At 68.2% G+C, this 15,505-nt stretch carries 14 protein-coding genes and 1 pseudogene; 13 read left to right on the plus strand and 2 right to left on the minus strand.

All coding sequences use genetic code 11. The features are described 5' to 3' along the window. The 6 genes and pseudogenes from CSC70_RS10485 to dnaQ form a co-directional block, all read left to right on the plus strand. Positions 1–415 (plus strand): annotated as a pseudogene (locus tag CSC70_RS10485) (hypothetical protein); the annotation flags it as partial. Continuing rightward, the gene (locus CSC70_RS10490; protein ID WP_162456597.1) at positions 412–1,002 is read left to right on the plus strand and encodes an IMPACT family protein; all 591 of its coding nucleotides are present in this window, start codon (positions 412–414) and stop codon (positions 1,000–1,002) included. The pseudogene CSC70_RS10485 and the gene CSC70_RS10490, both read left to right, overlap by 4 nt. Before the next feature lie 29 nt (positions 1,003–1,031). Further along, on the plus strand, positions 1,032–2,795 hold the full coding sequence (locus tag CSC70_RS10495; RefSeq protein ID WP_162456835.1) for an ABC transporter transmembrane domain-containing protein: 1,764 nt from the start codon (positions 1,032–1,034) through the stop codon (positions 2,793–2,795). A 41-nt stretch (positions 2,796–2,836) separates the two neighbouring features. After that, positions 2,837–3,286 carry a ribonuclease HI gene (gene rnhA, locus CSC70_RS10500; protein ID WP_162456598.1) on the plus strand — a complete coding sequence of 150 codons (450 nt, stop codon included), beginning with the start codon at positions 2,837–2,839 and terminating at the stop codon, positions 3,284–3,286. Then, a complete protein-coding gene (locus tag CSC70_RS10505; protein ID WP_162456599.1) occupies positions 3,283–3,825 on the plus strand; it encodes a GNAT family N-acetyltransferase in 543 nt (180 codons plus the stop codon). Before rnhA ends, CSC70_RS10505 begins: the two co-directional genes overlap by 4 nt. A gap of 16 nt (positions 3,826–3,841) precedes the next feature. Further along, positions 3,842–4,567, plus strand: coding sequence for a DNA polymerase III subunit epsilon (dnaQ, locus tag CSC70_RS10510; protein WP_162456600.1), 726 nt, complete (start codon positions 3,842–3,844; stop codon positions 4,565–4,567). 9 nt (positions 4,568–4,576) lie between these two features. Here dnaQ and CSC70_RS10515 read toward each other — a convergent pair whose 3' ends face one another. Continuing rightward, positions 4,577–5,281: a PP2C family protein-serine/threonine phosphatase gene (locus tag CSC70_RS10515; protein WP_162456601.1), complete on the minus strand. Its 705-nt coding sequence runs from the start codon at positions 5,279–5,281 to the stop codon at positions 4,577–4,579. A 193-nt stretch (positions 5,282–5,474) separates the two neighbouring features. Continuing rightward, complete coding sequence (locus tag CSC70_RS10520) at positions 5,475–6,134, minus strand: class I SAM-dependent methyltransferase (protein WP_246189397.1); 660 nt, start codon at positions 6,132–6,134, stop codon at positions 5,475–5,477. An 84-nt stretch (positions 6,135–6,218) separates the two neighbouring features. On the opposite strand from CSC70_RS10520, the gene gloB reads away from it, so the two are divergent. The 7 genes from gloB (at position 6,219) to CSC70_RS10555 (ending at position 15,346) form a co-directional block, all read left to right on the plus strand. Beyond that, positions 6,219–7,001 (plus strand): hydroxyacylglutathione hydrolase, encoded by a 783-nt coding sequence (gloB, locus tag CSC70_RS10525; protein ID WP_162456602.1) that lies wholly within the window; start codon positions 6,219–6,221, stop codon positions 6,999–7,001. After that, a complete protein-coding gene (locus CSC70_RS10530) occupies positions 6,998–8,365 on the plus strand; it encodes a lytic transglycosylase domain-containing protein (protein ID WP_246189398.1) in 1,368 nt (455 codons plus the stop codon). The genes gloB and CSC70_RS10530 overlap by 4 nt, the downstream gene beginning before the upstream one ends. Positions 8,366–8,418: 53 nt before the next feature. Then, positions 8,419–9,216, plus strand: coding sequence for an enoyl-ACP reductase FabI (locus tag CSC70_RS10535; protein ID WP_162456603.1), 798 nt, complete (start codon positions 8,419–8,421; stop codon positions 9,214–9,216). A gap of 52 nt (positions 9,217–9,268) precedes the next feature. After that, entirely contained in the window at positions 9,269–10,231 is a 963-nt protein-coding gene (locus CSC70_RS10540) for a DUF808 domain-containing protein (protein ID WP_162456604.1), read from the plus strand. A gap of 73 nt (positions 10,232–10,304) precedes the next feature. After that, on the plus strand, positions 10,305–10,841 hold the full coding sequence (locus CSC70_RS10545; RefSeq protein ID WP_425501569.1) for a GNAT family N-acetyltransferase: 537 nt from the start codon (positions 10,305–10,307) through the stop codon (positions 10,839–10,841). Positions 10,842–10,929: 88 nt separating this feature from the next. Beyond that, positions 10,930–14,448, plus strand: a complete 3,519-nt coding sequence (gene mfd, locus CSC70_RS10550; RefSeq protein ID WP_162456606.1) for a transcription-repair coupling factor — start codon at positions 10,930–10,932, stop codon at positions 14,446–14,448. Between the two features lie 208 nt (positions 14,449–14,656). Beyond that, a complete protein-coding gene (locus CSC70_RS10555) occupies positions 14,657–15,346 on the plus strand; it encodes a hypothetical protein (RefSeq protein ID WP_162456607.1) in 690 nt (229 codons plus the stop codon). Positions 15,347–15,505 lie beyond the last annotated feature (159 nt).

Genomic DNA, 15,505 nt, shown 5'->3' on the forward strand with positions numbered 1-15,505 from the left:
CGCGCCCCCCGCTCCACCGCCCCCGGTCGTGGAGGCGGCTCCCGAAGCCCCTGCTCCCGAAGCCAGCCTGCCGCTGTCCGCACGCGAACGGGCCGCAACTGTCGGCGGCACGACTGCCGTCCAGCGCCAGCAGGCCGATCCCGAACTGCAGGCCGACATGGCCGCCAAGGCCGAGACCAACGCGGACCGCAATGCCTCCCTGGACAGCGTCGTCGTCACCGGCAGCCGCATGGCAAGGGGCGACGGCGCGGTCGAGGACGATGCGCAGCTGTCGCGACGGAAGTGGATCAAGCGCATCCAGCAGCGCCTGGACGATGGCGACACCGACGGCGCCCGCGCCAGCCTGCGCCTGTTCGTCGACAAGTACACCGAGGACAAGGTGCCGCAGGACCTGCGCTTCCTGCTTGAGGAATGAGCCACACCCTCGCCCACCCGGTCCGGCTGGAAACCGAAGTCAAGCACAGCCGCTTCCTGGCCCTGGCCGCGTCGGCGGACGATGCGCAGGCCGCGCTGCAACACGTCGCGCGGGTGTCCGACCCCGGCGCCACCCACAATTGCTGGGCCTACCGGATCGGCGACGAATACCGCTCCAGCGACGACGGCGAACCGGCCGGCACTGCCGGGCGGCCGATCCTGGCCGCAATCGACGGCCAGGGCTACGACCACGTGGTCGTGGTGGTGACCCGCTGGTTCGGCGGCATCAAGCTCGGCGCCGGCGGCCTGGTCCGCGCCTACGGCGGCGCGGCTGCCGAATGCCTGCGCACCGCCCCGCGGGTCGAACTCGTGGCCACCACCAGCGTGACCCTGCATGTCGGCTTTCCCGACCTGGGCGCCGCGCACCAAGCGCTGGCGGCCGCCAACGCGCACAAGCACGCCGAAAACTTCGATGCCGAAGGCGCCCGGCTGTCGGTCGAACTGCCCATCGATGGCGTCGAAGCCTTGAAAATCCGCCTGCGCGACGCCACCCGTGACCGGGTAAGGTTTCTGGATACCGACGAATGAGTTCCCCCGACGCCGGCGCCGCCGGCAGCATGGACGCCGCAGCCGCGGGCAAACCGAAACCGCGCCTGGGCAGCCTGCGTGCGTTGTGGCCCTTCGTCCGTCGCCACGCCGGCCTGTTTGCTGCATGGATGATCGCGCTCGGCGTCGCCTCGGCCGCCACCCTGTACCTGCCGACCGCCTTCCGCCAGCTGGTCGACGACGGCTTCCAGAGCGGTGGCGCCAACATCAACCGCGCCTTCGTGCTGATGCTGTGCGTGGTGATCGTACTGGCGCTGGCCAGCGCCTCGCGATTCTTCTTCGTCTCCCTGCTGGGCGAAAAGGTCGTCGCCGATCTGCGCCGGCAGTTGTACGCGCACCTGATCGGGCTGGACGCCGGCTTCCACGACCGCACCCGCAGCGGCGAACTGGTGTCGCGGCTGACCGCCGACAGCGAACTGCTGCGCAGCGTGGTCGGCAGCAGCATGTCGGTCGCCCTGCGCAGCATCGTCACCGTGACCGGCAGCGCGGTGATGTTGTTCGTGACCAACCCGAAACTGGCCGCGTACGCTCTGGTCGGCATTCCGCTGGCGGTGCTGCCGATCGTACTCGGCGCGCGCCGGGTGTCGAAGACCTCGCGCGCCAGCCAGGACCGGGCGGCCGACGCCAACACCCTGGCCAGCGAAACCCTGGGCGCGATCCGCACCGTGCAGGCGCACGCGCGCGAGCCTTACGAGCAGGCGCGCTTCGGCGATGCCGTCAACGCCACGGTGAAGACCGCGCGCAAGCGCATCCTGACCCAGGCGCTACTGACCGCGGTGGCCATCACCACCATCTTCGGCGCACTGATCCTGGTGCTGTGGTCGGCCGCGCACCAGGTCGCCGACAACACGATGAGCGCCGGCACCCTGGCCCAGTTCGTGCTGTACGCGATGATCGGCGGCGGCTCGGTCGGCGCGCTGGCCGATGTCTGGAACGAGCTGCAACGCGCCGCCGGCGGCATGGGCCGGATCAACGAACTGCTGCAGGAAACTCCGGCCATCGTCGCCCCGGCAAGGCCGCAACCGCTGCCGCAACCAGTGCGCGGCGAGATCCGCTTCGAACACGTGCGCTTCCGCTATCCCTCGCGCCCGGACCTGCCGGCGCTGGACGATTTCGACCTGCAGGTCCGTCCCGGCGAGACGGTCGCCTTGGTCGGCCCCTCGGGCGCCGGCAAGAGCACCGTGTTCTCGCTGCTGCTGCGCTTCCACGACGTCGAAGCCGGCGCGATCCGCGTCGATGGCACCGACCTGCGCGAACTCGACCCCGCCCGCTTGCGCGAAAGCATCGCCCTGGTACCGCAGCAGCCGACCATCTTCGCCGCCAGCGCCGCCGACAACATCCGCTACGGCCGCCTGGACGCCGACGACCAGGCCCTGCGCGCGGCCGCGCGTGCGGCCAAGGCCGACGAATTCATCGACGAACTGCCGGAAGGCTACGACAGCCAGTTGGGCGAACGCGGTGCGCGCCTGTCCGGTGGCCAGCAGCAACGCATCGCCATCGCCCGCGCCCTGCTCAAGGACGCGCCGATCCTGCTGCTGGACGAGGCGACCAGCGCACTGGACGCGCAGAGCGAACGCGCGGTGCAGCAAGCACTGGAAACGCTGATGCACGGCCGCACCACCTTGGTCATCGCCCACCGCCTGGCCACCGTGCTGAAGGCCGACCGCATCGTGGTGATGGACCACGGCCGCATCGTCGCCCAGGGCACGCACGAACAACTGCTGGCCGAAGGCGGCCTGTACGCCGACCTGGCGCGACTGCAGTTCATCGACTGAAGCCGCGCCCTTCGCCGCGCGGCTGCGGGTACCATGTCGCGATGAAGCAAATCAGCATCCATACCGACGGTTCCTGCCTCGGCAATCCCGGTCCCGGCGGCTGGGCCGCCCTGCTGCGCTACGGCAAGCACGAGCGAGAACTGGCAGGCGGCGAAGCGCACACCACCAACAACCGCATGGAACTGATGGCCGCGATCATGGCGCTGGAGAGCCTGAAGCATCCGTGCACGGTGTCCCTGTACATCGATTCGCAGTACGTTCGCCAGGGCATCACCGAATGGATGCCGAACTGGCTGCGCCGCAACTGGAAAACCGCCGGCGGCGACCCGGTGAAGAACCGCGACCTGTGGGAACGGCTGCACGCGGCTACCGGGCCGCACGCGATCGAGTGGCACTGGGTCAAGGGCCACAACGGCGACCCCGACAACGAACGCGTGGACGAACTGGCGCGCGAACAGGCCGAGAAGCTGCGCGACGCCGCAGCCGCATGAAGCACGCCCTGCTGCTGGAAACCCCGCGCCTGCGCCTGAGCCTGCTGTCGGACGACTCGCCGGCCGACGCCGATTTCGCGCTGCGACTGCTCAACGACGCCGACTTCATCGCCAACATCGGCGACCGCGGCGTGCGCACCCAGGAGCAGGCCAGGATCTGGCTGCGCGACGGCCCGGTCCGCAGCTACCGCGAGCACGGCTACGGCATGTACCGGGTGGACGAGAAGGCCGGCGACCGCGCGGCCGGCGTGTGCGGGCTGGTGAGCCGCCCGGGCCTGGACGGCCCCGACCTGGGCTATGCCCTGCTGCCGGAGTGCCGCGGCCGCGGCTATGCCGTCGAAGCCGCCGCCGCCGTACTGGAACATGCGCGCGGACAACTGCGCCTGGGCCGGCTGCTGGCCATCGTCAACCCCGACAACACCGCCTCGGCGGCGGTGTTGCAGAAACTGGGATTCGGCTTTGCGACAATGGTGCGGCTGCCGGGCGACACGCGCGAACTGCGCCTGTTCCGCTTCCCTGCCCCCGGCCGCACTGCCTGAAACCTGCGGAAACCGAATGCGCCAGATCATCCTCGACACCGAAACCACCGGCCTGGAATGGAAGAAGAACAACCGCATCGTCGAGATCGGTTGCGTCGAACTGGTGGAACGGCGGCCGAGCGGACGGACCTACCACCAGTACATCCATCCCGAGCGCGAATTCGAACCCGGCGCCGCCGAGGTCACCGGCCTCAGCCTGGATTTCCTGAACGGCAAGCCGAAGTTCGCCGAAATCGCCGACGAGTTCCTCGCCTTCGTCGACGGCGCCGAACTGGTGATCCACAACGCCGCGTTCGACATCGGCTTCCTCGACTACGAGCTCTCGCTGCTCGGCCCGCATTACGGGCGGATGGAGCAGCGGGTGCAGGTGGAAGACTCGCTGCAACTGGCGCGGCAACGTTTCCCCGGCCAGCGCAATTCGCTGGACGCGCTATGCCGGCGGCTCGGCGTGGACAACGCCCATCGCCAGCTGCACGGCGCCCTGCTCGACGCCCAGTTGCTGTGCGAGGTCTACCTGCACCTGACCGCCGGCCAGGGCGAGATCGGCTTCGACAGCGTCGAGGAACCGCAGGCGCAGCGCGCGACCGCCGTGTTCGGTGGCGGCGCGGTCGTCGCAACATCCGACGATCGTCCGCGCGTGCGCGTCGACGACGAGGAACGGGCCGCGCACGAGGCGCGGCTGGAGAAGTTGCGCAAGACGGCTGGCGGCGCGGCGTTGTGGGACCTGGTGTCCGGCGCCTGACGCGGATGATTACTGGCAGCGCACCAGGATCGCGGTGACGTTGTCCGAACCGCCGCCATCCAGTGCGGCGGCGACCAGGGTATCGACGCATTCCTGCGCGCTGCAGTCGTACTGCCGCAGCAAATTGGCGATGCCGTCGTCGTCCACTTCCTCGGTCAGGCCGTCGCTGCACAGCAGCAGCTGCATGCCCGGCCGCAGTTCGCCGGTCAGCGTTTCCACGTTCAGCTGCATCGGATCGGTCACCCCCAGCGCCTGGGTGACCACGTTGCGGTGCGGATGGCTGCGCGCCTGTTCGCTGGTCAGCGCGCCCTGGGCGATCAGTTCCTGCACGTAGCTGTGATCCTGGCTGAGCTGGGCCAGATGGCCTTCGCGCCACAGGTAGGCGCGGCTGTCGCCGACCCACGCCACTTCGAAACGGTTGCCCTGGACGCGCATCGCGACCACGGTGGTGCCCATCGGCAGGCTGTCGTTGCGGCGGCGGGAGATGCGGATGATTTCCTCGTCGGCGGTGCGGATCGCCTGCGGCAATGGCGCGCCGCCGCGGACTTCGCGCACGATGGTTTCGCGCGCCAGCGCGCTGGCCACTTCGCCGCAGGCATGCCCGCCCATGCCGTCCGCCACCAGCCACAAGCCCAGGTCGCTGTCGCCGTAGTAGGTGTCTTCGTTGAGTTCGCGGCGCAGACCCACGTGGGTCAGGTGTCCGAATTCGATCATGCTGCAACTGCCGGAGGATGGGTGGACTGCCCTGTCCGCGCTGTCCAATGTATGCAAGCTGGCGACGGACAAATGTCCGGATTCACTCATTTCTGATGGATCCCGAATGTTCGGACAGCACCCCTGCATGGGTTAATACGCAATCCCGCGACAGGTGAGGACATTCCCGCGACCGCCTGCTGTGCGCATCGGTTCAGGCAACAGCGGCGCCGGCTTGCCAATACGGGCGCGCCTCGGGAGGAATCGCGGCCAGGGTCCGCTTTTCGGCCTGGAAGACATTCACCGCGCGCCACGGCCGCAGCGCGTCGGCAGCATCGTCCTGCCGTACCGACCAGGCCGGTCCCAGGGTCGAACCGCGTCCGGTATCCGCCAGGGTCAGGCCTGCACCCTGCAGCCGGTGCCGCCAGGCATCGCCGCGCAAGGCCGACAGCCCGCTCTCGCGCCAGCGCAACCGGTAGCCGCTCCACGGATTCAGGGCGAACATCAGCAGCCGTCCGCCGGGTTGCAGCACGCGGGCGCATTCGGCCAGCAGCGCCTCCATGCCTTCCATGTCGAGGATGTGCTGGATCACCACGGTGCCGACCGATTCGATCGCCAGCGGCAACGGCAGCCGGCAGTCCAGCGCCCCGCGCAGGCCATGGCCGACCCGCTGCAGGCGCAGGCCGCGCGGCGGCAATGCCGTCCCGTCGCCCTCGGCTGGCAACGGGCCGAGCCACAGCCACGGCTGCGCCGGCAGGCCGTGGCGCAGGAAGGCCTCCAGCCGCGGCTGCTCGGCCGCCAGCAGCGCCTGCCCCGGCCGGGAGGCGAACCAGACCAGCGGGTCGGCGGGCGGCTTGACGGACAGGGTCGGCATTGCCCAATTGTAGGTTCAGCAGGGCGACACGGGCGGGGCCCGCCTCGGGTTAAGCTGTCCGGCCTTCCGGTCCTGCCCCTGCCTATGCGTCTGACTGCCCTGCCGGCCTTCGAGGACAACTACATCTGGGCCCTGGTCGATGACGAGGGCGATGCGGTCATCGTCGACCCCGGCGATGCGGCCCCGGTGCTGGCGGCGACCGAAGCCGGGCTGTGGCCGGCGGCGGTATTGCTGACCCACCACCATCCCGACCACATTGGCGGCGTGGCCGCCCTGCGCGCGCGCTGGCCGACCCTGCCGGTGTTCGCGCCGGAGGACTCGCGTATCCCGGTGGCCAGCGAGCGGGTCGGCGACGGCAGCCGGATCCGGGCCAATGGCTGGGATTTCGAGGTGATCGCCGTGCCCGGGCATACCCTGAGCCATATCGCCTTCCATCGCCGCGGTGGCAGCGACAGCCCCGGTCACCTGTTCTGCGGCGATACCCTGTTCAGCCTGGGCTGCGGGCGGCTGTTCGAAGGCACCCCGGCGCAGATGCTCGCGTCGCTGGACCGGCTGGCCGCCCTGCCCGCCATGACCGAGGTCTGCTGCGGCCACGAATACACCCTGGCCAACGCCGCCTTCGCCCTGGCCGTCGAACCCGGCAACGCCGAGCTAAAGAAGGTCGCCGCCGAAGCCGAGCACATGCGCCAGGCCGGCCGCCCCAGTCTGCCCTCGACCCTGGCCCGGGAATGCGCGGCCAACCCGTTCCTGCGCGTGGACCAGCCAGCCGTGCGGGCCGCCATCGCCCGCCGGTTGGGGCGCGAGCCGGCCGATCGGGTGGAAACCTTCGCCGAACTGCGGCGCTGGAAGGACGGATTCCGCGCATGAGGGCAGTGACCGGGCTGGGCGCCCTGCTCCTGCTGCTGATGGCGTGGCCGGCGGCGGCGGCGGCACCGCCCAAGGCTGCCGATCCGGCAATCGAAGCCGCCGCTCCGGCCGACCCGGTGACCGCGACTGACGGTTCCGGTTCCGTTGCCGCAAGCGACCCGGCCCCCAACGACGACACCCCGGCCGCAGCCGCAACGACCGACACCGGGACGGCCGCGAACGCCCCCGCCGCACCGGAGACGCCGCTACCAGCGGTTCCGCCGATCGACCTGGCCAGCCTGCCGTTGCCGGCGCTGCCGCCGATCCGGCTCGACAGCCTGCCGCCACCGACGGTCCGCAACGGCGTGGACATCTACCGCCAGTTCCGCGAAGGCCTGGCCGACCCGGTCTGCGACGAGGCCGCCACCCGCGACCGCTGGAAGCGCCACTTCGGCCATGCCCCCGGCCGGCTGGCCGAGGACGGCGACGATCTGCTGCCGCTGTTCGGCTACGTGGTCGAGCAGTTCCGCGAGGCCGGCCTGCCGACCGAATACGCGCTGATCCCGTTCATCGAGAGCGGCTACAAGCCCTCGGCGCGCAGCAACAGCGGGCCGCTGGGCATGTGGCAATTCATCGTCAGCACCGCGCGCAACCACGGCGTGCAGATCCGGCCGGGCTACGACGGGCGGCTGTCGCCGGTGGAATCCACCCGCGCCGCGACCAGCTACCTGAAGACCCTGCACAAGATGTTCGGTCGCGACTGGCGGCTGGCGATCATGGGCTACAACGCCGGCGAATACCGCATCCTGCAGTCGATGCGTCGTGCCGGGGTCAATTCCGCCAATGCCGACCCGGCCAAACTGCCGGGCCTGTCGCCGATCACCTATGCCTACGTGGAAAAGCTGCACGCGCTGGCCTGCATCCTGGAACAGGCCGAGGACCGCGACGACTGGCTGCGGCAACTGGATCGATCCGTGCCGCGGCTGGCCGCGCAGCCGCTGCCGGCCGGCGCCAGCCTGGACGACTGGGCGCGCCGGCAGGGCCACGACCCGGCCTGGCTGAAGCGCCTGAACCCGGCGCTGACCAAGCCGGTCCGCCGCAACGGCAAGCCGCTGCTGGTGCTGGCCCCGGCCGGACCGGGCGGCACGGTCGTGGCGGCGGCGCCAGAGCTTGGGGAAGCACAGCCCGCCACGGCCAGCACCGCCACGGACGACAGCACACCGCGTCCGTCGAGCTATGTGGTCAGGCGCGGCGATTCGCCGTGGACCATCGCCCGTCGCCACGGCCTGAGCGTCAAGCAGTTGCTGGCGCTGAACGGCCTTCCGGCCAATGCCGTGCTGCGCCCCGGCCAGGTGCTGAAACTGGACGCCGCCCCGGTTCCCTGAACAGGCCGGCGCGGCGTGGCAGAATAGCGCCGCATTCCAACCGCGAGCACACCATGGGTTTCCTGCAAGGCAAACGCGCCCTGATCACCGGCATCGCCAGCGAGCGTTCGATCGCCTCCGGCATCGCCGAAGCCATGCACCGCGAAGGCGCGGAACTGGCCTTCACCTACCAGAACGACAAGCTGAAGACGCGGGTCGAAAAGGCCGCCGCCGAGTACGGGAGCGACATCGTGCTGCCGCTGGACGTGGCCGACGACGCCCAGATCGCCGCCTGCTTCGAGCAACTTGGCCAGCGCTGGAGCAACGGCTTCGACATCGTCGTCCACGCCATCGCCTTCGCCCCGCGCGAAGCGATCAGCGGCCAGTTTCTCGACGGCCTGACCCGCGAGAACTTCGCCCTGGCCCACGACATCTCGGCCTATTCGCTGGCTGCGCTGGCCAAGGCCGCGCGGCCGCTGATGCAGGGCCGCCAGGGCGCCCTGCTGACCCTGAGCTATCTTGGCGCCGAGCGCGCGCTGCAGAACTACAACCTGATGGGCGTGGCCAAGGCCAGCCTGGAAGCCACCGTGCGCTACCTGGCGCTGAACCTGGGCCCGGAAGGCATCCGCGTCAACGCCGTCTCCGCCGGCCCGATCAAGACCCTGGCCGCCGCCGGCATCTCCGGCTTCCGCAAGATCCTCGGCCATGTCGAACACGAGGCCCCGCTGCGGCGCACGGTGACCATCGAGGACGTCGGCAACGCCGCCGCCTTCCTGTGCTCGGACCTGGCCGCCGGCATCACCGGCGAGGTGACTTACGTCGATGCCGGCTACAACATCCTCGGCATGACCGGGCTGGGCGACGCCGAATAGCGCGCCGAGCCGCCCGCAATTCCTTCCCTCCGCCGACACGCCCGAGGCTTCGATGGCCGGTTCCAGCCTGTTCGCCCTGATCGACGACATCGCCACCCTGCTGGACGACGTCTCGGTGATGACCAAGGTCGCGGCCAAGAAGACCGCCGGCGTGCTCGGCGACGACCTGGCGCTGAACGCGCAACAGGTCACCGGGGTGAACGCCGACCGCGAACTGCCGGTGGTGTGGGCGGTGGCCAAGGGCTCGCTGGTCAACAAGGCGATCCTGGTCCCGGCCGCGCTGGCGATCAGCGCGCTGGAAACCTGGCTGCACGGCAAGGGTTACAACATCCCGCTGATCACCCCGCTGATGATGGCCGGCGGCACCTTCCTGTGCTTCGAAGGCGTGGAGAAACTGCTGCACAAGTTCCTGCACGGCAAACAGGAAGACGCGCAGCACCACGCCGAACTGGTGCAGGCGGTGCAGGACGAACAGGTCGACATGGTCGCCTACGAGAAGGACAAGATCCGCGGCGCCGTGCGCACCGACTTCATCCTGTCGGCGGAGATCATCGTCATCTCGCTGGGCACGCTGGCCGGACGCAACCTGACCGAACAGCTGCTGACCCTGATCGCGATCGCCCTGATCATGACCGTCGGCGTGTACGGGCTGGTCGGCGGCATCGTCAAGCTGGACGATGCCGGCCTGGCGCTGAACGCCGATACCCGCGCCGGCGGCTGGGCCGGCTTCAAGCGCGCGCTGGGGCGCGGCATCCTGCGCAGCGCACCGTGGCTGATGAAGGGCCTGTCGGTGGCCGGCACCGCCGCGATGTTCCTGGTCGGCGGCGGCATCCTCGCGCACAGCATCCCCGCCCTGCACCACCTGATCGAACCCTACGCCGCGGGCGGTTTCGGCGGCCTGCTGTCGATGCTGTTCAACGCCGCTGTCGGCATCGCCGCCGGCGTGGTGGCGGTCGCCGTGGTCACTCTGGTCTCGCGCTTGCGCCGCAAGGCCCCGGCCGACGCCGGCGGATGAACCGTGCCGGCGCCCGTCCTCGCGGGCGGGCCGGCTTTCGTGCGAGCATTCAGTCATGAGCGTGCAGTCGAGCATGTCCAAACGTCTCCCTCCCTGGCACGAGCACATCCGCCTGCCGAGCGGTCGCGAACTGCTCATCCGGCCGATCCGGCCCGAGGACGCCGGCCCGATCCAGGGCAGTTTTTCGCTGCTCGGGCCGGAAGAAGTCCGCCACCGTTTCCTGCAGACGCTGCAGGAACTGACCCCGGAGATGGCGCAGCGCCTGTGCCAGCCGAACCCGAAAAGCGAATTCGCCCTGGTCGCGGCCGAACCCTTGCCGCCGGGCGAAGCACTGATCGGCGCGGTGGCGCGGGCCTCGCTGGTGCCGCGCACCCGCGATGCCGAATTCGCCATCCTGGTCAGCCGCTTCATCGCCGGCCAGGGCCTGGGCCGCAAGCTGATGCAGAAACTGGTCAAGTGGGCCAAGGGCATGAAGCTGGACTACCTGCAGGGCAGCGTGCTGGACAGCAACCAGCCGATGCTGCAACTGGCCGACTCGCTGGGCTTCCGCCGCCAGCCGCAGGACGGCGCGCCAGGTCTGGTGCGGGTGGTGCTGGACCTGAACGAATAGGCCGTCGCCGCGGGCGGCCGTTAAAATGTCCGACTTCGCGCTGGGCACGCCCGTGTCCGGCGCTGCCGTTGTTTTGCGCATGAGCCGAATGAACCGATCCGCCTTTCCCTTCGACGCCCTGTCCCCCCCGCCGCTGCCGCGCGGCAGCCAGACCCGCGCCTGGTGGAAGGCGCCAGCCTCGCCGACGGCGCTGGCATGGCACGCGATCCGCGCTGCCCGCGCGCATGCCGCGCCGCTGCTGCTGGTGGCGCGCGACAACCACGGCGCGCACCAGTTGGAATCGGACCTGCACACCCTGCTCGGTGGCGACCCCGCGCTGCCGGTACTGGCCTTCCCGGACTGGGAAACCCTGCCCTACGACCGCTTCAGCCCGCACCCGGACATCATTTCGCAGCGCCTTGCGACCCTGCACCGATTGCCGACGCTGGCGCGCGGCATCGTCATCGTACCGGTGCAGACCCTGATGCAGCGCCTGCCGCCGCTGTCCTACGTGGTCGGCGGCAGCTTCGACTACCGCCTCGGTCAGACCCTGGATTTCGACGCCGAGAAGCGGCGGCTGGAATCGGCCGGCTACCGCCATGTGCCGCAGGTGCTGGACCCGGGCGACTTCGCCGTGCGCGGCGGCCTGCTGGACGTCTATCCGATGGGCAGCGACACCCCCCTGCGGCTGGAACTGCTGGACGACAGCATCGATTCGATTCGCGCCTTCGACCCGGAAAGCCAGCGTTCGTTGCATGCGCTGGACACCGTGCAGCTGCTGCCGGGACGCGAGGTGCCACTGGACGAGGCTTCGCTGGAACGCGCGATGGAGCAGCTGCGCGAGCGCTTCGACCTGGATACCCGCCGCAGCGCGCTGTACCAGGACCTGAAGTCGGGTCTGGCCCCGGCCGGTATCGAGTACTACCTGCCGCTGTTCTTCGACACCACCGCCAGCCTGTTCGATTACCTCGGCGAAGGCGCGCTACCGCTGCTGTCCGATGGCGTCGACGAAGCCGCCGAAGCGTTCTGGGCGCAGACCCGCAATCGCCACGAGCAGCGCCGACACGACATCGAACACCCGCTGCTGCCGCCGGATGCGCTGTACCTGCCGCCGGACGCGCTGCGCCAGCGGCTCAACCGCGGCCTGCGAATCGAAGTCTGTGCCACCGGCCACCCGCGTCACGACGAAGCGCAGGCGCTGGGCGACCAACCCGCCGCTTCGCTTCCGCTCGCGGTCAAGGACGCAGCTCCCGGCGCGGCGCTGAAATCCTTCCTGGACAGTTATCGCGGCCGCGTGCTGATCGCCGCCGATTCGCCCGGCCGCCGCGAGGCGCTGCTGGAAGTACTGCAGGCGGCGGAACTGAAACCTCAGCTTGTCGAAAGCTTCTCCGCTTTTGTTCGTCATCCCGGCGCAAGCCGGGATGACGGCACGACGGCCGACGATGTCCGCTTCGCCATCGCCGTGTCACCGCTGGAAGACGGCTTCGCCGTCGACGACCCGCAGATCGCAGTGCTGACCGAGCGTCAGCTGTTCCCGGAACGCGCCACCCAGCCCAATCGGCGCCGACGCAGCGGACGTGAACCGGAAGCGATCATCCGCGACCTCGGCGAACTGGCCGAAGGGGCGCCGATCGTGCACGAGGACCACGGCGTCGGCCGCTACCGCGGGCTGATGACGATGGATGTCGGCGGCCTGCCCGGCGAGTTCCTCGAAATCGAATACGCCAAGGGCGACCGCCTGTACGTGCCGGTCGCGCAGTTGCACCTGATCAGCCGCTATTCCGGCGCCAGCGAAGACACCGCGCCGCTGCATTCGCTCGGCGGCGAGGCCTGGAGCAAGGCCAGGAAGAAGGCGCAGCAGAAGGTCCGCGACGTGGCCGCCGAACTGCTGGAAATCCAGGCACGCCGCCAGGCCCGCGCCGGTCTGGCGCTGCCGCTGGACCGGGCGATGTACGAACCGTTCGCCGCCGCCTTCCCGTTCGAGGAAACGCCCGACCAGCACGCCGCCATCGAGTCGGTACTGCGCGACCTGCAATCCAGCCAGCCGATGGACCGGGTGGTCTGCGGCGATGTCGGTTTTGGCAAGACCGAAGTCGCCGTCCGCGCCGCGTTCGCCGCCGCCAGCGCCGGCAAGCAGGTCGCGGTGCTGGTGCCGACCACCCTGCTGGCCGAGCAGCACTACCGCAATTTCCGCGACCGCTTCGCCGACTGGCCGCTCAAGGTGGAAGTGCTGTCGCGCTTCAAGACGCCCAAGGAGATCAAGGCCGAACTGGCGCGATTGGCCGAGGGCAAGCTGGACGTGATCGTCGGCACCCACCGGCTGCTGCAGGCGGACGTGAAGTTCGCCGACCTGGGGCTGGTCATCGTCGACGAGGAACAACGCTTCGGCGTGCGCCAGAAGGAGGCGCTGAAGGCATTGCGCGCCGAAGTGCACCTGCTGACCCTGACCGCCACCCCGATCCCGCGCACGCTGAACATGGCGATGGCCGGGCTGCGCGACCTGTCGATCATCGCCACCCCGCCGGCCAACCGGCTGGCGGTGCAGACCTTCGTCAGCGCCTGGGACACCGCCCTGCTGAAGGAAGCCTTCCAGCGCGAGCTGGCGCGCGGCGGCCAGGTGTATTTCCTGCACAACGACGTCGAAAGCATCGGCCGCATGCAGCGCGATCTGCAGGAGCTGGTGCCCGAGGCGCGAATCGGCGTGGCCCACGGGCAGATGCCCGAGCGCGAGCTGGAGCAGGTCATGCTGGGCTTCCAGAAGCAGCGCTTCAATGTGCTGCTGTGCACGACGATCATCGAGTCGGGCATCGACATTCCCAACGCCAACACCATCATCATGAACCGCGCCGACAAGTTCGGCCTGGCCCAGTTGCACCAATTGCGCGGTCGGGTCGGCCGTTCGCATCACCGCGCCTATGCCTACCTGCTGGTGCCCGACCAGCGCAGCATCACCGCCGACGCGCAGCGCCGGCTGGAAGCCATCGCCTCGATGGACGAGCTGGGCGCGGGCTTCACCCTGGCCACCCACGATCTGGAAATCCGCGGCGCTGGCGAACTGCTCGGCGAAGACCAGAGCGGGCAGATGGCCGAGATCGGCTTCAGCCTGTACACCGAACTGCTGGAACGCGCGGTGCGCAGCATCAAGCAGGGCAAGCTGCCGGACGCCGACGCCGGCGAGGATAGCCGTGGCGCCGAAGTCGAACTGCACCTGCCGGCACTGATCCCGGAAGACTACCTGCCCGACGTGCACACCCGACTGACGCTGTACAAGCGCATCAGCGGCGCCCGCGATGTCGAGGAACTGCGCGAGTTGCAGGTGGAAATGATCGACCGCTTCGGCCTGCTGCCGGAACCGGCGAAAAACCTGTTCACGGTGGCCGAACTGAAGCAGTCAGCCACTGCGCTGGGCATGCGCAAGCTGGAACTGGGCGAGAACGGCGGCCGCATCGTGTTCGAATCCAAGCCGGACATCGACCCGATGACCCTAATCCAGATGATCCAGAAGCAACCGCGCATCTACGCGATGGACGGCCCCGACAAACTGAAGATCCGCCTCCCCCTGCCCGAACCTGTCGACCGCCTCAACGCCGCCCGCGGCTTGCTGGCGGCGTTGGCCAAGGGTGGCTGAGCCTACCCGGGCCGCAGCATATGGCGGCGAGCCAGGGCCCACCCTACGCCAGCCGGGAAAGTGTAGGGCGGGCTCAAGCCCGCCTTGCGAGTTAACCACCACGGCAATGGACGTACACCGCTGGCAATCCACCGTCCGGGGCTCGTCAGGGAGGCGCGACTGCCGTTCAGCGGTAGACTCAAATAAATCTTGGCAGATGGGGAACTGCATGGACTGGATCAATCCACTAGCAACCGTGGCCGCATCGTTTGCCGGCGCATGGGCAGCGTTCAAGCTGCAATCCACACAGCAGAAGAATGAAGAAGTTCAGAAGAACATTACAGCCGCCAATCGCACTCTATTGACGCTCATGCAGCAGGTCAATGAACTCAAGCTATTCCAGATTGACCAACTTGACCCCTACCGGGAAAGTCCGGCAAGGCACATTCAAATTCTGCCTACGCTTCCCTACAGTACGGAATCTCTAAAGTTTGACTTTCAGTCCCTTTCGTTTTTCAACACTAAAGGCGGATTTCAAATCTTATTTGAATTGAGCGTAGAAGAAAGACGCTACATTGAAGCTCTGAAGGCGATCAACGAACGATCCCTAATGATGCGCGACTCAATACACCCTATGCTAATTGCTGCCGGCTTTGATGAAAAATCGCTCTACTCAAAAGATGACTACTTGAACGCACTTGGCGAATCCCTTTACATGCAGCTAAAGAGACTGACTAATCAAGTCTATTACCATGTAGATAGAACAATAGACTCGATCTATGAAATGAATGAAAGATTCAAAACAGAAACAAAAAAGAAGTACCCAAAAGCCACATTGGTCAACTTTGAATTTGCATCTGACGTTCAGCAGCAAAAGCAGTCGGACTCCCTCAAATATGGTGACCCTGACCAGGATTAGCAGATACCCGTACGCAGCGATGCGACCTGCCCTGGACCTGGGATATTCGGACTAGTAGAAACTTGAGAGGCCCATAGGTTGGGGTGAGCCTGCGAACCCCAACATGCAGACAGCAGGCATAGCAGATGGCCCAACTGTCGACAGGGCGATGTGGTGTTG

The organism is Pseudoxanthomonas kalamensis DSM 18571, from assembly GCF_010211745.1.
In the GTDB taxonomy this organism is placed as follows: Bacteria; Pseudomonadota; Gammaproteobacteria; order Xanthomonadales; family Xanthomonadaceae; genus Pseudoxanthomonas_A; species Pseudoxanthomonas_A kalamensis.